At 71.0% G+C, this 19417-nt stretch carries 14 protein-coding genes; 10 read left to right on the top strand and 4 right to left on the bottom strand.

All coding sequences use genetic code 11. From position 1 onward, the window contains the following. Positions 1-71: 71 nt before the first annotated feature. Genes BN1701_RS29690 through BN1701_RS29680 form a run of 3 tightly spaced genes read left to right on the top strand, consistent with a single transcriptional unit; the run spans position 72 to position 5513 of the window. A complete protein-coding gene (locus tag BN1701_RS29690) occupies positions 72-1871 on the top strand; it encodes a long-chain fatty acid--CoA ligase (protein WP_054054296.1) in 1800 nt (599 codons plus the stop codon). 60 nt (positions 1872-1931) lie between these two features. Continuing rightward, on the top strand, positions 1932-3629 hold the full coding sequence (locus BN1701_RS29685; protein WP_054054294.1) for a substrate-binding domain-containing protein: 1698 nt from the start codon (positions 1932-1934) through the stop codon (positions 3627-3629). Positions 3630-3686: 57 nt separating this feature from the next. Continuing rightward, complete coding sequence (locus tag BN1701_RS29680) at positions 3687-5513, top strand: hypothetical protein (RefSeq protein ID WP_054054291.1); 1827 nt, start codon at positions 3687-3689, stop codon at positions 5511-5513. A gap of 99 nt (positions 5514-5612) precedes the next feature. On the opposite strand, the gene BN1701_RS29675 is transcribed toward BN1701_RS29680, so the two are convergent. After that, on the bottom strand, positions 5613-6254 hold the full coding sequence (locus tag BN1701_RS29675; RefSeq protein WP_054054289.1) for a hypothetical protein: 642 nt from the start codon (positions 6252-6254) through the stop codon (positions 5613-5615). 216 nt (positions 6255-6470) lie between these two features. On the opposite strand from BN1701_RS29675, the gene BN1701_RS29670 reads away from it, so the two are divergent. Genes BN1701_RS29670 through BN1701_RS29660 form a run of 3 tightly spaced genes read left to right on the top strand, consistent with a single transcriptional unit; the run spans position 6471 to position 13098 of the window. Beyond that, positions 6471-8159 carry a substrate-binding and VWA domain-containing protein gene (locus tag BN1701_RS29670; protein WP_067520934.1) on the top strand — a complete coding sequence of 563 codons (1689 nt, stop codon included), beginning with the start codon at positions 6471-6473 and terminating at the stop codon, positions 8157-8159. An 11-nt stretch (positions 8160-8170) separates the two neighbouring features. Further along, positions 8171-8914 (top strand): class I SAM-dependent methyltransferase, encoded by a 744-nt coding sequence (locus tag BN1701_RS29665; protein WP_082860144.1) that lies wholly within the window; start codon positions 8171-8173, stop codon positions 8912-8914. Between the two features lie 47 nt (positions 8915-8961). Then, positions 8962-13098, top strand: a complete 4137-nt coding sequence (locus BN1701_RS29660; protein WP_082860143.1) for an alpha-(1->3)-arabinofuranosyltransferase — start codon at positions 8962-8964, stop codon at positions 13096-13098. On the opposite strand, the gene BN1701_RS37650 is transcribed toward BN1701_RS29660, so the two are convergent. Further along, a complete protein-coding gene (locus BN1701_RS37650; RefSeq protein ID WP_231949754.1) occupies positions 13052-13201 on the bottom strand; it encodes a hypothetical protein in 150 nt (49 codons plus the stop codon). The two genes, BN1701_RS29660 and BN1701_RS37650, sit on opposite strands and share 47 nt — an antisense overlap. Before the next feature lie 40 nt (positions 13202-13241). After that, the gene (locus BN1701_RS29655) at positions 13242-14417 is read right to left on the bottom strand and encodes a polysaccharide biosynthesis protein (protein ID WP_054054284.1); all 1176 of its coding nucleotides are present in this window, start codon (positions 14415-14417) and stop codon (positions 13242-13244) included. A gap of 113 nt (positions 14418-14530) precedes the next feature. Here BN1701_RS29655 and BN1701_RS29650 point away from each other — a divergent pair, with 113 nt between their 5' ends. The 4 genes from BN1701_RS29650 to BN1701_RS29635 all read left to right on the top strand — a co-directional run bounded on the left by BN1701_RS29650 (position 14531) and on the right by BN1701_RS29635 (position 18285). After that, positions 14531-16213, top strand: a complete 1683-nt coding sequence (locus BN1701_RS29650; RefSeq protein ID WP_054054282.1) for a hypothetical protein — start codon at positions 14531-14533, stop codon at positions 16211-16213. Between the two features lie 4 nt (positions 16214-16217). Continuing rightward, positions 16218-16397: a DUF2613 family protein gene (locus BN1701_RS29645; protein ID WP_054054280.1), complete on the top strand. Its 180-nt coding sequence runs from the start codon at positions 16218-16220 to the stop codon at positions 16395-16397. Positions 16398-16406: 9 nt separating this feature from the next. Further along, positions 16407-17462 (top strand): hypothetical protein, encoded by a 1056-nt coding sequence (locus tag BN1701_RS36135; protein ID WP_054054278.1) that lies wholly within the window; start codon positions 16407-16409, stop codon positions 17460-17462. Between the two features lie 82 nt (positions 17463-17544). Continuing rightward, the gene (locus BN1701_RS29635; RefSeq protein WP_054054276.1) at positions 17545-18285 is read left to right on the top strand and encodes a bifunctional 2-polyprenyl-6-hydroxyphenol methylase/3-demethylubiquinol 3-O-methyltransferase UbiG; all 741 of its coding nucleotides are present in this window, start codon (positions 17545-17547) and stop codon (positions 18283-18285) included. A gap of 45 nt (positions 18286-18330) precedes the next feature. Here BN1701_RS29635 and BN1701_RS29630 read toward each other — a convergent pair whose 3' ends face one another. Next, positions 18331-19365, bottom strand: a complete 1035-nt coding sequence (locus tag BN1701_RS29630; RefSeq protein ID WP_054054275.1) for a DUF3068 domain-containing protein — start codon at positions 19363-19365, stop codon at positions 18331-18333. Positions 19366-19417: the final 52 nt, after the last annotated feature.

Here is a 19417-nt window from a genome sequence, read left to right as displayed (position 1 = left end):
GATAGGTAGCCGTCCCGGTCGGAACCGGTGGCCAGGACGTGCCCCTCGGTGTGTGCCCGGAGGAGTAGCTCATGCGCGAGTTCGCCGTCCCTGCTGTCGCTTGGCGAGAAGAGGCGGGCGGCCTGGCCGACCTGATCTACACCAACGCCAAGGAGGCCCCCAACGGCGTCGCGTTCCGGCGCAAGGTCGGCGGGCAGTGGCGTGATGTGACCTGGACCACCTTCGTCGCCGAGGTCGATGAGGTGGCAAAGGGGCTGGTCGGGGCTGGTATCGGCGCGGGTGACCGGGTCGCGATCCTGGCCGCGACCCGCTACGAATGGACGCTGCTCGACTTCGCCGTCTGGGCCGCGGGTGCGGTGTCGGTGCCGATCTACGTGACGTCGTCGGCCGAGCAGATCCAGTGGATCCTGTCCGACTCGGGCGCCGTCGCCGCGATCGTGGAGACCGACGAGCACCTGGGCCGCTTGGAGAGCGTGCGCGCGAACCTGCCCGCCCTGAAGAACGTGTGGCAGATCGAGAAGGGCGCGATCGACACGATCGTCGCCGCGGGCGCCGAGACCGACGTCGCCGCGATCGGGGCCCGCCGGGCCGCGGTCCAGAAGGCCGACGTCGCCACGATCATCTACACCTCGGGGACCACCGGCCAGCCCAAGGGCTGCGTGCTGACCCACGAGAACTTCTTCACCGAGTGCGCGGGCGCCACCGACGTGCTGGGCCCGCTGTTCCACGGACACGGCAGCACCGAGGACGCCACTACGCTGCTGTTCCTGCCGATCGCGCACGTGTTCGGCCGCATGGTCGAGGTCGGCTGCGTGTACGCGCGCGCCACCATGGGCCACGGGCCCGACGTCAAGAAGCTGCTCGAGGACCTCGGGACCTTCCAGCCGACGTTCATCCTGTCGGTGCCCTACGTCCTGGAGAAGGTCTACAACGGCGCCCGGCAGAAGGCGCACGCCGCGGGCAAGGGCAAGATCTTCGACGCCGCCGCGGCCACCGCGATCGCCTACAGCGAGGCCGAGGGCAAGGCCGGGCTGGGTCTGAAGATCAAGCACGCGGTGTTCGACAAGCTGGTCTACAGCAAGCTGCGCGCCGCGATGGGCGGCAAGGCGAAGTACGCCATCTCCGGCGGCGCCGCGCTGGGGCTGCGGCTCACGCACTTCTTCCGCGGCATCGGCCTGGTGGTGCTGGAGGGCTACGGCCTGACCGAGACCACCGCGGCCTCCACGGTGAACGCGCCGACGAACTTCAAGGCGGGCACCGTCGGGCTGCCGCTGCCGGGCACCACGGTCAAGATCGCCGAGGACGGCGAGATCCTGGTCAAGGGCGGGGTGGTGTTCCACGGCTACTGGAACAACGACGCCGCGACCAGGGACGCGGTGTCCGATGACGGCTGGTTCGCCACCGGCGACCTCGGCTCGATCGACGCCGACGGCTTCCTGTCGATCACCGGCCGCAAGAAGGAGATCCTGGTGACCAGCGGCGGCAAGAACGTCGCCCCCGCCGTCATCGAGGACCGGATCGCCTCGCACCCGCTGGTCGGGCAGGCCATGGTGGTCGGGGACGGGCAGAAGTACATCGCCGCGCTGATCACCGTCGACCCGGACTACTTCACCTACTGGAAGACGACGGTCAACAAGCCCGCCAGCGCCACCGTCGCCGACCTCATCGACGACCCGGAGCTGGTCGCGGAGGTGCAGAAGGCGGTCGACGAGGGCAACGCCGCGGTGTCGACGGCCGAGTCGGTGCGCAAGTTCCGCATCCTGGCCGCCGAGTTCTCCCCCGAGACCGGCCACCTCACCCCGTCGCTCAAGCTCAAGCGCCGGGTGATCATGAAGGACTTCGGCGCAGAGGTGGACAGCCTGTACTCGTAGGTCACCCGTTCGGCCTAGGCTCAGAGGGACTGACCAGCACCGACGGGAAGGCGCATCGCCATGGGACGGCATTCGTCATCGGCGAAGGCCAGATTGGGCCTGCGCTCTCCCGTCGTGCTGCTGGCGGGCCTGCTCGTGCTCGCCCTGCTCGGCTGGTTCGGCTTCGGGTTCGTCAAGGACAGGCTCGGCGGCACCGACTGCGCCCAGACGACCGTCCTGCAGGTAACCGCCGCCCCGGACGTGGCGGGCATCGTCGACTCGGCGGCCAAGCGCACGGCCGAGTCGGACGCGGCGGAGTGCTTCCGGGTCGCGGTGACCAACCGCGACTCGGCGGCCACCGCCGAGTCCCTCGTCCTGTCCGACGGCACCGAACTGCCCGACGTCTGGGTGCCGGAGTCGACCCTGTGGTTGCAGCGCGCCCAGGACAAGGGCGCGTGGAACACCCCGGTGCAGGGCACGTCGATCGCGTCGTCGCCGGTCGTGCTCGCGCTGACCGATGACACGGCCTCCGCGCTGGGCTGGCCGGGCAGGCAGCCGACGTGGGCAAACGTGCTGGGCCCGGACGCGAGCAAGGTGCAGATCGGCCTGCCCGACCCGGCCCGCGACCCGGTCGGGGTGTCGCTGCTCTACGGCGTGCGCGCGCTGACCGCGACCGCCGCCGACCAGGCCGCCGCGCTGACGGGCCTGCTGCGCAGGCTCTCGGCCAACACCCTGCCCGCCGCGGCCGACCTGTTCACCCGGCTGCCCGGCGGCACCAGCCCGGCCGAGCCGCTCGGGGCCTTCCCGACCTCGGAGAACACGCTGCTGCGGCACAACGTCAAGGGCTCCGAGGCGCCGCTGGTCGCCGCCTACGCCGATCCCTCGGTGCCATCGCTGGACTACCCGTACACGGTGCTGCCGAAAGCGACCGACGCCAAGCGGGGCATCGCCCAGAAGTTCCTCGGCAGGCTGCTGGAGTCGGCCTCGGTCGCCTCCTTCGCCGACGCGGGCTTCCGCGCCCCGGACGGCAAGGCGCTGCGCGACCGCTCACAGGACAAGCGCACCAGCGCCGCCCCGGTCGACCAGATCGCCCTGCCCGCGGCCGCCGAGATCGACCAGCTGCTCAACCAGTGGGCCGGGGTCAACCTGAACTCGCGCATGCAGGTGCTGCTCGACGTGTCCGGCTCGATGAACCAGCCGGTTCCCGGCACCGGCCTGAACCGGATGGCGGTCACCCTCAAGGCCGCCGAGCTGGGCATCGGCCTGTTCCGGCCGACGTCGAAGTTCGGCATGTGGCTGTTCTCCACCAACCTCGACGGCGACAAGGACTACACCGAGCTGATGCCCGTCGCCACGGTCACCGACCAGCTCGCGGGCGGCGCCCTGGACAAGCTGCGCGGCGTGAAGGCGATCCCGGGCGGCGCGACCGGCCTCTACGACAGCGTGCTCGCCGCCTACCAGAACGCCAGGGCGAACTGGGAGCCCGGCCGGATCAACCTGGTCATCGTGCTGACCGACGGCAAGAACGAGGACCCCAACGGCATCAGCCGGGAACAGCTGCTCGCCGAGCTGGCCAAGCTGCAGGACCCGCGCAGGCCGCTGGCCGTCGTCGGCATCGGCATCGGCCCCGACATCGACGTCGCCGAGCTGGACGCGATCTCCAAGGCCACCGGCGGACAGGCGTTCACCACCCCGGACCCGACCAAGATCGGCGACATCTTCTACGCCGCGCTGAGCAAGCTGCTGTGCCAGCCGCCGGGGTGCAAGCCCGGTTCGTGACCTCGGCGGGTGATACTTGCCCGCACAAGTCGGGGGGCGAAAGAACTGGGGGTTCCCTTGACCGTTGTCGACCGGCCGTCCGGCAGGCACAAGAACACCGCGCAGCGGGCGGTGACGATCCGGCTGCCGTCGCGGCTGGGGTGGACCGCGCTGGTGCTCGGGGCGATCCCGTTCGGGTTCCACCTGTGGTTCCTGGCAGGCGGGTACTTCGCCCACGACGACTTCCTGATGACCTACCTGGCCGACCGCGCGAGCCCGCTGGACCCCGGCTACCTGTTCCAGAACTACAACGGCCACATCGTGCCCGGCCTGTTCGTGCTGGTCTGGGTGGTCACCGCGCTCGCCCCGCTGAACTTCGCGGTGGCGATGGTCCCGCTGGTGCTGGTGCACATCGCCGCGCTGGTGGTGTTCTGGCGGCTGCTCGTGCGCTGCTTCGGTCCGCGCCGGGCGCTGCTGCTGCCGTTCGGCGTGGTGGCGGCCTCGCCGCTGATCCTTTCCTCCACCCTCTGGTGGGCCTACGCCGCGCAGCTGCTGCCGCTGCTGCTGGCGATGTTCGCCGCGCTGTACCACCAGGTCGGCCACCTGCGCACCGGACGGCGCCGCGACGCGGTGCTCACCCTGGTGTGGACCGCGGTGGGCTTGGCGTTCTTCGAGAAGGCCGCACTGTTCGTCGGGCTCCTCTTCGGACTGACCGTGCTGCTGTCCGCCGAATCGGGGATGCGCGCGCTGGCCGCGGCCTGGCGGGAGCACGTCAAGCTCTGGGCCGCCCACTTCGCGCTGCTGACCGGCTACGCGATCCTCTACTTCGGACTCGCCAGTCCGCCGGTGCACGAGACCGAGATCAGCGGCGACAGCGTGCTCACCCTGGCCAGGCTGATGGTCGTGGACACCCTGTTCACCCCGATGCTGGGCTTCCCGGTGGTCGCCTCCGGGGGCGACGGCTCCCCCGCGCTGAACGAGCCGGTGACCGCCGTGCGGATCCTGGGCTCGCTGCTCACCGTGGCCGTGGTCGTCGGCGGCCTCCTGATCGGCCGGTCGCGCGCGGGCTGGGCGTGGACGCTGCTGGCCGGGTACCTCACGGTAGTCGTCACGCTGGTGGCGCTGGCCCGGATGCCGCTGATCGGCCCGCTCGTCGGCCTCGATATCCGCTACATCGCCGACGCGGTCCCGGTACTGGCCCTGTGCGCGGCGTTCGCGTACCTGACCCCGGTCACCGCCGACGGCGTGCGGCCACCTCCCCTGCCGAGCAGGCCGCTGCGGCTGGGCCTGGTCGCGCTGACCGCGGTGATGTTGGCGGGCGGGACCGTCAGCGCCGCCCGGATCTCGCCGAACCTGCAGTTCAAGGGCGCCAAAGCCTACGTGGCCACCGCCGAGGCCGCGCTGCGCCGCGATCCGGACATGGTCGTCTACGACTCGATCGTGCCCAGCAACGTGATGGTCTACTGGTTCGGCGACCAGGGGCGGGTGTCCAGGGTGATCGGGCTGCTGCCGGGGCCGCCGAGGTTCGACGAGCCCACCGCCAAGATCTACATGCTCGACGGCAAGGGCACCCCGCGCGAGGTGACCGGGGTGGTCAACACCGTGACCGGCAAGCCGGGACCGGTGCCGGGCTGCGGGTTCCCGGTGACCGACCAGACCACGTTGATCCCGCTTTCGGGGCCGGTGAAGGGCAAGCGGCTGATCCGGCTGGAGTACTACACAAACGCCGCCGGGCCGGTCACGATCAACGCGGGCAACCGCTCGTTCACCCTTCCGCTACAGGAGGGTGTGCACTTGTTGCAATTGGTCACCGACACCGAATTTGACCGAATCGACATGAAACGCGCACCGGGAGCGACGGCGGCCTGCTTCGTCGGCATCGTCATCGGCGAACCACTCGTATAAATGCGTTGTCGCAGCGAACAGTGACGATTGTTCGCCCCGACAAAGGCTCGGCCGGTCCATCGAATTCGCCGGACCGGCCGAGCCTGTGAACGGGGGAGCCTACGGCGCGTTCTGACCCGCCGGGATGGCCGCCACGGTGGCCGCGCCGGGGGTGAAGGTCAGGTCCATCTTGTTGCCGGGACCGGACATCATCGACGTGATCATCGGGGTCAGCAGGCCGCACTTGGCGAAGGCGGGGATGGTGAACTCGCCCGCGAGGCCCATCGGCTTGAACAGGTCGATCGGGGTGGTGTTGGTCAGCGTGACGACCGAGTCCTCCGAGGTCGTGCAGCCCGCGGGCACCAGGTTCAGGTTCGGCAGGAAGTCGACGCTCAGCTTGACGATCTGCATCCGGAAGTAGCGGTTGACCTGCACCTTCCCGTCCACGATGCCACCGTCGAGCGGCTTGGTCGCCACCTGGCGGACGATGGCGGTGTAGGGCACGGCATTGAGCAGCTTGCCCTTGGAGACCAGGTCGGGGATGGTCGTCTCGCCGGTCAGCTTCCAGTCCGCGAGGTCGATCTGGCCGACGAACTTGGCCCCCGGCGGGATGGGCACGCTGAGCCCGGACTTGGCGACCGTGGTGGTCCCGGTGATCGACCAGGTGAGCGGGATGATCGGGTCGGCGGAGGCTGCGGGGGCGAGCGCCACACCGACGGCCGCGGCCAGTGGCAGCGCGAGGGAACGGATCAGTGCACGCATGCGGGATGACCTCATTCAGGGTTCGTGACAGGGATCCGGCCACCGGATTTCCGGTGTACCTACTTGCCGGTAGTCAACGACATTACCGACGGGTCACATAAAGTCAACAATAGATTTCACAACCCTCGCGAGGATTACTACGTATGGCCTACGCTCTCGATTACGCGGCTACGAGCGGGTATCTTTCGACAAAGCCGTGACGATGGAGGAGCAAGGATGGGGCGACACTCGCCCACCGATGGGCGGGCCGCGCACCGCTCGCCGGTGCTGATCTTGAGCCTGCTCCTCGTCGTGGCGCTCGTCGGCTGGCTGAGCTTCGACCTGCTGCGCGACAAGCTCGGCGCGTCCGACTGCGACTCGGTCACCTCCCTGTCCGTCGCCGCCGCCCCCGACATCGCCCCGGTGCTCACCCAGGTCGGCAAGGACGCCTTGGAGAGCGGCGAAGAGTGCTATGACGTGCGCGTCATCGCCCGCGAGTCGGCCGCGGTGGCCGAGTCGGTCGCGGTGTCCGACGGCACCGACCCGCCGGACGTGTGGGTGCCCGAGTCGGCGATGTGGCTGCAGCGGGCCCAGTCCAACGGCGCGTGGCAGACCCCGGTGAAGGGCACGCCGATCGCGTCGTCCCCGGTCGTCATGGCCGTCACCGATGACGTGGCGGGCCAGTTCGGCTGGCCCGCGGCACGGCCGTCGTGGACCCAGCTGTTCGAGACCCCGGCGGTCACGGAGGCGATGGGCTTCCCGGACCCGGCCCGCGACCCGGTCGGCACTGCGACCCTGTTCGCGATCACCGAGTCCGCGGGCACCGACTCCGTCGCGCTGACCGCCACCATGCGCAAGCTCTCGGCCAACACCGTCACCGAGGCCGCCGAGCTGTTCCTGCGACTGCCCGGCTCGACCAGCAGCCTGCCGCCACTGTCGGCGTTCCCGGCCACGGAGACCGCGGTGCTGCGGCACAACGTCAAGCAGAGCCCGACCAAACTGGTCGCCGTCTACGCCGACACCGCGCCGCCGTCGCTGGACTACCCGTTCGTCGTGCTGCCCGGCACCGCCGACGCCAAGCGCGCGGTCGCCGAGCGCTTCCTGACCAGGCTGCTCAGCTCTAGCGCGGCCGAACTGCTCGGCGCGGCCGGATTCCGCGGCGCGAACGGGGCCATGCTGCGCGACCGCTCCCAGGACAAACGGGTCATCGGCGAGACGCTGCCCCCGGTGCCGCTGCCCGACAGCGGCGAGGTCGACAAGGTGCTCAATGAGTGGGCCGGGGTCAACCTCAGCGCCCGCATCCAGGTGCTGCTCGACGTGTCCGGGTCGATGGCCGAGCGGGTCCCTGGCACCGACAAGACCAGGATGAGCGTCACCCTCGACGCCGCCGAACTGGGCATCCGGCTGTTCAAGCCGAGCACCAAGATCGGCCTGTGGATCTTCTCCACGAACCTCGCGGGCGACCAGGACTACCGGGAGTTGCTGCCGGTCCGGCCGGTCGCCGAGCATCTGGCCAACAACGGCATCGCCACGGTGCGCAGCATCGAGAAGCAGACCAAGGGCGCCACCGGGCTCTACGACAGCACCCTGGCGGCCTACCGCTCCGCGCGGCAGAATTGGGAACCCGGTCGGATCAATCTCGTGCTCGTCATGACCGACGGCAAGAACGAGGACCCCAAGGGCATCAGCCGCGACCAGCTGCTGGCCGACCTGGCCGGGCTCGTCGACGCCAAGCGGCCGATCCCGATCATCGGCATCGGCGTCGGCCCCGACATCGACGTCGCCGAGCTCAAGGCGATCACCGACGCCACCGGCGGCGAGACGTTCTCCACGCCCGATCCGACCAAGATCATCGACATCTTCTACCGCGCGTTGAGCAAACTCCTCTGCCAGCCACCGGCATGCAAGCCCGCCCCCGGAAATTGATAGGACCGCATATGAGTTTCGAGCAGGTCAAGCGGGACTGGACCGAGTTGGGCGCCCAGGATCCGCTGTGGGCGGTGCACGTGGCCACCGACAAGCGTGGCGGCCGCTGGGATGTCGACGACTTCCTCGACCTGGGCGCGCGCGACGTGGCCAAGGCCCGCAAGTGGCTGGCCGACCTCGGCCTGCCGACCGAGTGGGCGCGCGTGCTCGACTTCGGCTGCGGCGCGGGCAGGCTCTCTCAGGCGCTGGCCGAGCACGCCGACGAGGTCGTCGGCGTCGACGTGTCCGAGCCGATGCTGGAGACCGCGCGGGCCCTGGACCGCACCGACGGGCGGTGCGAGTTCGTCCTCAACGAGGTGCCCGACCTGCACGTGTTCACCAGCAACAGCTTCGACCTGGTCTATTCGGAGCTGGTGTTGCAGCACCTGCCCGCCAAGGCCATCAAGGGCTATCTCGCCGAGTTCGTCCGGGTACTGCGCCCGGGCGGGGTCGCGGTGCTGCAGTGCACCACCCGGCCGCTGTGGACGCTCAAAGGGACGATCTGGCGCGTGGCGCCCTACCGGCTGGTGCGCCTGGGCCAGAAACACGTGCTCGGCTACCCCGCGCCGATGCGCATGACCGCGCTGTCGCCCGCCAGGGTGCGGTCGGTCGTGGGCGCGCACGGCGCCGAGGTCGTCGCCGCGGTCAGCACCGACGAGCCCGAGACGCACTGGCAGTCGACCAGATACGTCATTCGCAAGGGCGGGGCGGCCTGAACCCGAGCCCAACGGGGGTCTCACGGCCCCCCACTAGTATTCAGTCGATGGTGAGCACAAAGGATCCGGCGTCCACGCGCGCCCTGGGCCGGGTCCGCGCGTGGCTGGCAGGCCTGCCGCGCAACCTCACCGCGTGGGTGATGGCCGGGCTGATGGTGCTGTCGTTCCTGCAGCGGCCGGGCCGGACCACCTTCGACACCAAGCTGGACCTCGCGGTCGACCCGATCGCCTTCCTCGGCCGCGCGCTGCACCTGTGGAACCCGGCGGCGACCGGCGGCGAGCTGCAGAACCAGGCCTACGGGTACCTGTTCCCGATGGGGCCGTACTTCGGCATGTGCCAGCTGCTGGGCCTGCCGCCGTGGGTGGCGCAGCGACTGTGGTGCGGGCTGCTGCTGTGCCTGGCCTTCGGCGGTGTGCTCGCCGTGGCCCGCGCGCTGCGGATCGGCACCGAACCCGCGCGCTACGCCGCCGCGCTCGCCTACGCGCTGGCGCCGCGGATGCTCACCGAGATCGGTCCCCTGTCCGCGGAGATGCTGGCCGCGGTCATGCTGCCGTGGGTGCTGCTGCCGTTGATCCGGGCCGACCGGATCGGCTCGCCGCGCCGGGCCGCGGCGCTGTCGGCGCTCGCGATCGTCTGCATGGGCGGGGTCAACGGCGCCGTGGTCGTCCTGGCCCTGGTGCTGCCCGGACTGTGGCTGCTGACGCGGCGGTGGACGCGCGCGCACGTCCGGCTGGTGCTGTGGTGGTTCGGCGGCGCGCTGATGGCGGTGCTGTGGTGGTTCCTGCCGCTGGCCCTGCTTGGCGAGTACAGCCTGCCGTTCGTGGACTATGTCGAGTCGGCGACCAACACGACCACGCCGACGTCGCTGTTCCAGGTGCTGCGCGGCACCAACCAGTGGGTCGCCTATGTCGTGCAGGGCACGCCGTGGTGGCCGTCGGGCTTCATGCTGATCGACAACCCGACGCTGATGCTGGCCACCGGCCTGCTCGCCGCGATCGGGCTGGTCGGGCTGGTGCGGTCGCGGCTGCCCGAGCGGCTGTTCCTGACGCTCGGCGTGGTCGCCGGGGTCGCCTTCCTGACCATCGGCTACGTCGGCACCCTCGACAGCCCGTTCTCCGAGACGGTCCGCGCGCTGCTCGACGGGCCGCTGGCGCCGCTGCGCAACGTACACAAGTTCGAGCCGGGGCTACGGCTTCCGCTGGTGCTCGCCTTCGCCCACGCGATCTCCGGGCGGCTGCCCGGCCTGGCCCGCAAGGCGTCGGGGCTGTGGGCCACCCGGGCCCGGCTGGCGGTGGGGTTCCTGCTGGTCGTGGTCACCGCGGCGCCCGCGTGGCTGTTCACCCTGCGGCCCGGCCCCGGATGGGACGAGGTGCCCGACTACTGGCGCTCGGCGATGACCTGGGTGGCCGACGCCGACGCCGACGCGCGCACCCTGCTCATCCCCGGTACCGGCTTCGGCGAGTACACCTGGGGCAAGACGATCGACGAGCCCGCGCAGTCGCTGGCCCGGTCGCCGTGGGCGCTGCGCAGCCAGATCCCGCTTGGCTCGGAGGGCAACACCCGCCTGATGGACGCCGTCGAGGACGCCCTGGCCGACGGCCGCGGCGCCCCGGGACTGGCGGACTTCCTGGCCCGCTCCGGCCACCGCTTCCTGCTGCTGCGCAACGACATCGACCGCGCGACCACCGGCGCCCCGCCGCTGACCATGCTGCGCGCGGCGCTGGCCCGGTCGCCGGGGATCGAGCCGGTGGCCGGGTTCGGCCCGGAGATCGACGCAGGCGACTCCGGCATCGATGAGCACGCCCCGAAGGCGCGCGCGGTCGAGATCTACGAGGTGAAGCGGCCGGTCTCGCGGGCGATCGCCGTGCCCAGCGCCGACGTGGCCACGGTCAGCGGCGGCCCCGAGTCATTGCTGCCGCTGCTCGACTCCGGCCTGCTCGACCCCGCCCGCCCGACGATCATGGCGGGCGACGGCGGTGCGACCGACGCGCGGGACTGGCTGGTCACCGATGGCCTGCGCTACCGCGAGCGCAACGTGGGCCGGGTCCGCGACAACCTGAGCCAGACGCTGACCGCGGAGGAGAAGGCCAGGCAGAACCGGCCTGCGATCGACGTGGTGCCGTTCGAGGGCATCGAGCACCGGACCCTGGCCACCTACCGCGGCATCCGCGCGGTCACCGCGTCCTCGGCGGCCAGCTTCGCCGACGCGATCCGCGGCTCCGACCCGTCCACGATGCCCTTCGCCGCCATCGACGGCGACCCGTACACCGCCTGGCAGTCCTCCAGCCTGCGCGGACCGTCCGGCCAGTGGATCGAGGTCGAACTCGACACCCCGCGGATGGTCGACCAGGTCTCGATGCGCGTCGTCGACGACTCCCGTCTGGGCTGGCCGGTGACCCGCGTGCGGATCACCACGGACAAGGGCTCGGTCGACCGCGACATCGAACGCGGCCAAGACGCGCAGCTGTTCACCGTGCCACCCGGCCTCACCAGCACCGTCCGCGTGACCTTCCTCAGCGTCGCCGCCGATCGCGACACCGGCAACGTCGGACTCGCCGAACTCGCCATCCCCGGCGTCGACGCCCAACGGGCACTGCGCGTCCCGGCCGACGTCAAACCCGCGGGCGACCAGCGCACGTCGTTCGCCTTCACCCGGGGGGCGCTGCCCAGCTACTCGTGTGTGCGGGAGGACGACCTGACCCGCTGCGACTCCGGCCTCACCCGCTTCGGCGAGGAACCCGACGGCGTCCACCGCCTGTTCCGTACGTCCGCTGACCAGAACTACACGGTCGCGGGCACGGTCCTGCCGGTGGCGGGTGCCCGCGCCCCGATCCAGGTCCCCGGCCTGGAGGTCTCCTCCTCGTCCCAACTCGCGGGCGACCCGGCGGCGGGTCCGCTGGCCGCCATCGACGCCGACCCGGGCACCACCTGGATCGCCGACTACACCGACCAGCGGCCGGTCCTCAAACTGCGCTGGGGCAAGCCGTCGGACATCACGGGCCTGAAACTGCTGACCGACAAGAACTCCGGCGCGGGCGAGCCCGCCGAGGTGGAGATCGAGTCGTTCGCGGGAAAGGTCCGGCTGCCGGTGTTCACCGACGGCACGGTCGACTACCACGGCACCACCGACTGGATGAACATCACCATCGCCCGCACCCGCGTGGTCGATGGTGAACCGGTCCTGTCCCCAGGCATCAGCGCGGTGACCCTGGTCGGCGCGCCCGACGCCCTGCCCCGCGTCGACGGATCGACCCGCTTCACCGTGCCTTGCGGCTCCGGCCCGAACGTGCGCGTCGACCAGTTCGACTACGCCACCACCGTCACCGGCACCCTCGACGACCTCAACAACCACCGCGCGCTGCCGCTGGGCACCTGCCCAGACCTGGCCGAGGGCCTCGACCTGCCATCGGGCGACCACGAGATCCGCACGGACCGGTCGGACAGCTTCCTGGTCCAGGACCTGTGGCTGCGGCCGTCGGACAGCAGTGTCCTGCGGCCCGGATCCCGCGCGGTCGAGGTCCGCGACTGGGACGTCTCGTCCCGCGAACTGACCGTCGCCGCGGGTCCTCGCGCGATCCTGTCGGTGCCGGAGAACGCCAACGACGGCTGGGTGGCCACTGTGGAGGGTCAGGCCCTGGAGCGGACCAGGGTCGACGGCTGGCAGCAGGCCTGGGTGCTGCCCGCGGGCGGCGAGCTCAGGGTGTCGCTGGAGTTCGTCCCGGACTCGTCCTACCGATTCCGGCTGTTGATCGGCCTGGTCGCGGTCCTCGGCTTGGTGGCACTGGCCTTCGCCCCCGCCCGCCGGGTCGAGATCTCGACCGAGCCGGGCGCGCAGAAGTGGGTCCCGATCGCCCTGATCGTCCTGCTCGGGGCCATGGGCGGGATGCTCGCCCTGGTCCTGCTCATCGCCTGCCTGCTCGTCCGCAGCGCGCTGCCCCGCTACCGGCGAGCGATCTCGATGACGTTGGCGGCGCTGGGAATGACGGTCGCGACCGCGACGGCGGTGATCGGGCGCGTGCTCGACCACGGCCAGGACTGGGCCTACGGCGCGACGGCGCAGTGCGCGATCATCATCGCCCTGGCCGCGGTCGTGGCGGCCCGGATCCCTTGGTTCGACAAGGATCCGGACACCGAGCTCACCGCGCCAGCCGCTCCAACACCTCCCGCACGGCCGCCACGATGAGGTCGACCTTGTAGCCGGTCTCCGGAAGCGGGCTCGCGCCTTCGGCACAGGCTCGGCTGACCCGGTCGATCGTGGCCTCGTCCAGCCGCGCGCCGCGCAGCAAGTCCTCGGCGGCGCGCGGGCGCAGCGGGACGGTGGCGACGCTAGTCTGCGACCGGCAGGGGCTTGCGGTGATCGCGGATCTCGATCGCCGCACCCGCCATCGCCAGCAAGCCGGTGGCGATCACCGCGGCCATCACCACGGTCGTCAAGGATCCACTCAGGACGGTCAGGACCAGGACGATCTCGATGGCCACCGCGATCCAGGTGAGGATGGTCGACCTGCGGTCGGCGCTGGCGATCCGGGAGAACAGCAGGATCTGGACCAGCGACAGCAACGACCCGACCAGGGCGAACGGCCACAGCGGGATCACGCTGTCGCCGTACTTCGCGCCGCCGATGAGGCCGACGCCGAGTTCGCCGAACAGGGCCGCCCCCAGGACGACCAAGCCGTCCAGCGCCGCGCACAGTCCCAACGCCAGCGGCATGACCTTGCGTCTGCCCGCGTCGCTGGACATCCTCGGCAGCACGACGATGGCGATGGCGTAGGGCAGCCAGTAGGCCATCTTGGTGACGACCGCCCCGACGGCGTACTCGCCCGCGGTGGCCTCGGGGAGAGTGTGGCGGGCCAGGACCAGGTCCAGGTTCACCAGCAGCACCAGCGCGAGCAGCGCCTGGGCCGCGTGCAGGACGTCGCGGACGTGGGCCAGGTCGAGGCGGGCCGGGCGGGGTCGGCCGCAGATGAACCAGCCCGCGGTGGCGACCAGGGTGGCGCCGATCGCGGTCCCCGCGAGGGCGCCGGTGGGCGTGCCGGTGACCACCAGGCCGATCAGCGTGCCGCCGATGCGGCCGACGCCCTCGGTGACCAGCAGTTTCGACATCGTGCCGAAGCGCTCGCCGCCCTGGAGGGTGCCGTAGAACAGGCCGTTGAGGGTGATCGGGCCCAGCGCCCACGCCAGGAACAGGATCGCGCCAGGGCCGTCGAGGTGCAGCAGCCAGACGAACAGCGGAGTGCTGAGCAGGGCGACGACCGTGATCGTCAGGGCGGTGCCGAAGCCGAGGGCGACCAGCGGGCCAGGGGGCCGGTTCGTCGAGTGGTCCTCTTTGGCCACCCGCAGCGCCACGACGGTTTGCAGGCCGAGCGCGGGCACGGCGCCGATGACCAGGACCGCCAGCAGCGAGCCCAGTTCGCCGAACGCCGCGGGCACGAGAAGCCTGGCCGCGACAAGGATGAGCAGGTAGGCGGCGATGTTGTTGACCGCGAGCGCGCCCGCGACCATGACAGCGCCTAACCCGCCACGCCGAGTAGCCTCTTCGGAACCGCTGACAGTCAAGGGCGCCCCTCTGGTTACCTGCCGGTAACTGTAGCGGCGAGACCATTCGGAGAACAGGTTTGAGCGAAAGGCTCTCCGCCGCACGCCGGGCGGCCCTGCCCGCGGTGAGCGCGCTGGTGGCGCTGGCGGTGACCGCGTCCCTGCTCGGCCGCGGGTTCGTCCTCTCCTACGACATGGTCTTCGCCCCGACCCAGCCGCTGGTGCCCGACAGCCTCGGCCTGGGGTCGGCGCCCGCGCGCTCGGTCCCCGCCGACGCGGTCATCGCGCTGCTGACACACGTGCTGCCCGGCGACATCGTGCAGAAGCTGGTCCTCCTCCTCGCGTTCTTCCTCGGGCCGCTGGGCGCGGGCAGGCTGGTGCCGACCGGGTCGACGGCGGTGCGGCTGGTCGCGGCGGTCGGCTACGGCTGGACGCCCTACCTGGCGGAGCGGCTGTTCATGGGCCACTGGCCGTACCTGCTCGCCTACGCGTGCCTGCCCTGGATCGCCGCGGCGGGCCTGGCCCTGCGCGACGGGGAGCCGAAGGCGTGGGCCCGGCTCGTGCTCTGGTCGGCCCCCGCCGTGCTCACCCCGACCGGCGGGCTCCTGGCGGCCGGTACCGCGCTGGCGGCGGCCGGGTGGCGGCGGTCCGTGCCGACGCTGGGGATCGCGCTGGCCCTCAACGCGCCATGGCTGGTGCCGTCGATCCTGCTGCCCGGCGGGGCGCTGTCGGCGCCGGGCGCGGTCGACCAGTTCGGCGCGCACGGGGAGAACTGGGGCGGCGCGCTGACCGCCGTGCTGGGCCTTGGGGGCTACTGGAACAGCGAAGTGGTCCCGGACAGCCGCGCGCTCCCCCTGGTCCCGGTCATCACCCTCGCCGTGACCGCCGCGGCGCTGGTCGGCTGCCGCGACCTCGTCCGCCGCTGGGGTCCCGCGCTGCCTGCGCTCGGCGGACTCGGCGTTGTCCTCGCACTGCTGACCACGGTCCCCTGGGGAGCGGACCTGCTCCGCTGGGCCGTGACGACCGTGCCCGGCGCGGGACTGCTGCGCGACAGCCAGAAGTGGGTGGCCTGGTGGGCGCTGCCGCTGGCGCTGGGCTTCGCGCTGGCCGTCGAGCGCGCGGTGCGCCATCTGGACCGGGGCAGGCTCGCCGCGCTGGGCGCTGCCGCGCTGCTGCCCGTGCTGACCATGCCGGACCTGGCACTCGGCGGCTTCGGCAGGCTCGCCCCCGTGGACTACCCGGCAGACTGGACCGCCGTCCGCGCCACGCTCCTTGCCGACGACCGGCCGGGCGACGTGCTCACCCTGCCCCTGTCGACGTTCCGCCGCTTCGCCTGGAACGACGAGCGCACCCAACTGGACCCGGCGCCTCGAATCCTGCCGCGCACCACCGTCATCGACGACACGGTCTACGTCAACGGCCGCCCGATCCCCGGCGAGGACCCCCGCGTCCCCGGCGTCCGCGACACCCTGGCCGCCCGCGGCGGCCTCGGCGCGCTCGGATTCGGCTGGGTGCTGGTGGAACACGGCACGCCGGGAGCGGTCGACCCGGCCGTCCTAGCCCCGCTCACCGAGACCTTCCGCGGCCCCTGGCTGACGCTTTACCGCGTGCCAGGGGCCATCGCCGCCCCACCCGCGCTCGGCCCACCGCGCGCGCCGGTACTGGTCGCCGACTCCATCGCGTTGCTGATCGTGACTTTAGGGTTGTTGTGGCTGGCGTTACCGGCCGGTAGATTGAGCGAAATCAGTCGGCGCGAGGAGTAATCAGGTGGGCAAGATCGTTGCGGCTCTGGTGGCCGTCCTGGCCGGTCTCGGCCTCGCCACGGGAGTCACCTTCGGTGTCACCAGCGCCGCCAGCCCGGACAGCGAGTCCAAGCTGGACTTGACCGAGCGCCCCGCGGGCAACGGCGCCAACGGAGTCGTCAACTACGGCGTCACCGCGCCCTGACCCGGCACCGTGGCCGCGTCCGGCTTCGGGGATCCGACTGTCAGCTGGAGCATCCTGCTGCGGGCTGACCTGCGCACGGCACCTGACGCCGTCGCGGTCGGCCGTGGCCTGGCGGACGCCTGCGCGCGCTATCCGCACTTAGGCCCACCACCCGATGTCGAGCGCGCCGACGAGTTGTCCGACCCGCGCGCCCGCTTCGCCGAACTCCCCTACGCCGACCGTGCCCCGCGCGTGCGCGTCGCGGTCGGCACGGACCCCCCGGCCCTGCTGATCGCCGCCCACCACGGCGCCTGCGACGGACTCGGCCTGCTCGCCCTGCTCAGCGCCGCCCTCGGCGTTCCGGTGACCTCCGCCGCGGTCGGCGTGGGTGACCGCCCATCGGGCGAGTCGTTCGTCCGGTCGGCCGCCCGCCGGGTCAACGAGGCGCTGTTCCACCCGCCCGCCCGCGTCGAGCCCACCGCGACCGAACCCGCCGCGGGCGAACTGCTGCTCACCCACCAGGAACCCCGGGCCCGCTGGGGAACCGGCGCCCTGACCGCCGCGGCGGCCGCGACCGTCGCCACCTGGAACCGCCGCCACCACGGCCACCCGACCCCCCTCGTGGCCGCCGTCGGTGTCTCCCGCCGCGGCGGCGACGACATCGCCCCCCGCGACGACAGCGCCTTCCTGCGCCTGCCCATCCCCCGCGACGCGAGTCCCTCCGACATCCGCGCCCGGCTCGCCGAACAGGCGCCGGAACCTCAGTTCCCCAGCTCACCTGGGCCATTGACGACGCTGGGAACCCGACTGCTGGCGGGCCGCCTTGGATCGAGTTTCCTGGTGTCCAACCTCGGCCCGGTGTCCACATCGGACGAAGTGCGCGCGCTGGCGTTCCACCCGGCGGCGTCCGGCCGGTCCGCGGTCGCCTTCGGCGCTGTCACCGTCGCCGACACGACCACTCTGACCCTGCGTGTCCGCGCCCGCGACTTCACCTACGAGAGCGCGGCGGAACTCTTGTCGAGCCTCGTCACCGAACTGCGCGAACCCGATTCCGGCGCTGCGGGATCGGCGTCCATTTCACCCTGACCGGCTATTGATCATAGCCTTTCCGACTACCGGCCGGTAATATCGGACCATGAATTTCCGGACCCGGGGGTAGCTGATTTCGATGTCGACCGCAGAAACGCCGTTCGCCGCGACCCTGGACCGGTCGGTACGCCTGTTCAAGGCTTTCCGGAACGAGCAGACCGATCGCGACACCTTCTACCAGACGCTCGCCGAGGACTCGGCCCGGCAGGTCAACGCCTATGCCCCGCTCGACGGCAAGATCATTCTCGACGTCGGCGGCGGCCCCGGCTATTTCTCCGACGCCTTTCGCGCGGCGGGGGCCCACTATCTCGGCCTGGACCCCGACGTCGGCGAACTCTCCGCGCGCGGAGAGCACGGCGAGAACATGATCCGGGCCAGTGGCACCGAACTTCCCGTGCGCACCGGCAGTGTCGACATCTGCTATTCGTCGAATGTTCTCGAACACGTGCCGACCCCGCACGTCATGCTCGACGAAATGGTCCGCGTGACGAAGTCCGGCGGCACCGTCTTCATGTCGTTCACCCCGTGGTATTCACCGTGGGGCGGCCACGAGACCTCGCCGTGGCATTTCCTCGGCGGGCACTACGCGCGCCGCCGGTTCACCGAGAAGACCGGGGCCGAGCCGAAGAACAAGTTCGGCGAGAGCCTGTTCGCCTTCTCCATCGGCGCGGCGATCAAGTGGGCCAAGCAGTGCGAGGAAGCGACGCTGGTCCGGGCCTTCCCGCGCTACCACCCGGGCTGGGCGACGTGGATCGTGCGGGTTCCCGGCCTGCGCGAGGTCGCCTCCTGGAACCTGGTCCTGGTACTGCGCAAGAAGTGACGAAAGGGGGGACGCCGCGAACGGCGTCCCCCTCTTCGTCGAGCCTCAGACTCCGGCGCCGACACCCTGCCGCCGCGGCGGCGAGCGTCGGGCGGGACGCTGGTCCCCGCCACCGAAGACCAGCAGTGCGACGGCGATCAGGATGATCACTCCGCCCGCGCTCCACAGGATGATCGGGAGCGTGGTGATGGCGAACAGCTTGGAGATGTTCTTCTTCGCCTCTTCGGAGTTCTTGCTGACCGTCTCGTCGTTCAGCTGGAGCGTCCCGTTGAAGACGTAGGTACCCTCACCCGCGGCCTGACTGGGCTCGCGCAGCTCCTGCTTGCCGTCCTGACGGCCCGCGAGGATCGCGCCGGTGGTGGGCTCGACCCACAGCGTCCGGGTGACCTCGTAGTACAGGTCCGCCTTGATCGTCGGCACGTCCGGCTTGCCGATCAGCTTGCCGGGCACGTCCCGCGTGTCGATCTTGGTCGGCGGGATGGTGATCACGTAGCGGTTGGTGTCGATGCCCTTGACCTGCTCCTCGCCGTCGAAGCGCGCGTCGACGGCCTGCTTGATCTCGGTGTCGAACCACTTGTAGGTGCGCTGCTCGGCGCCGAACGGGAACTTGAAGTTCAACCCGGGCTGGAGCAGCTGGTTGCGGCTGGCCCGCTTGCGGTCGCCCTTGTTGTCCTCATAGAACTGGCCTTCACAGGGCACCACGGCCTCGCCGGTGTGCCGGTCCATGCACAGCCCGCGCAGGCCCGCGGTGACGACCAGGTCGTCCTCGTCGTCCTTCACGATCGACGCCTCGGTCCACGCGGTCACATCGCTGTCGCGGTCGACCTCCGGCTGGCTGAGGTCGCCGGTGACGTGCGTGGTCGAGGTCAGACTCAGGTTCTCCCGGATCTCCGGGCTCGACGACGACCCGTTGGGCACGTAGACCAGCGCGGTGATCCCGCTGCCCTGGGCCACCGACTTGGTGTCGATGTTGTGCGGGACCTTGGCGAGCCGGGGGTAGGCGTAAAGCTGCAGCAACAAGCCGGTGGCCACCGCGAACACCCCCAACCCGAGCAGGACGAAGGTGATGACGCGACGCAAGGGTCCTCCTGTGACTCAAAGACCGTTGGGACGGTCGACAACGGATGCTTAC

The organism is Alloactinosynnema sp. L-07, from assembly GCF_900070365.1.
Classification (GTDB): domain Bacteria; phylum Actinomycetota; class Actinomycetes; order Mycobacteriales; family Pseudonocardiaceae; genus Actinokineospora.
This window is presented reverse-complemented; position numbering and strand designations above follow the sequence as displayed.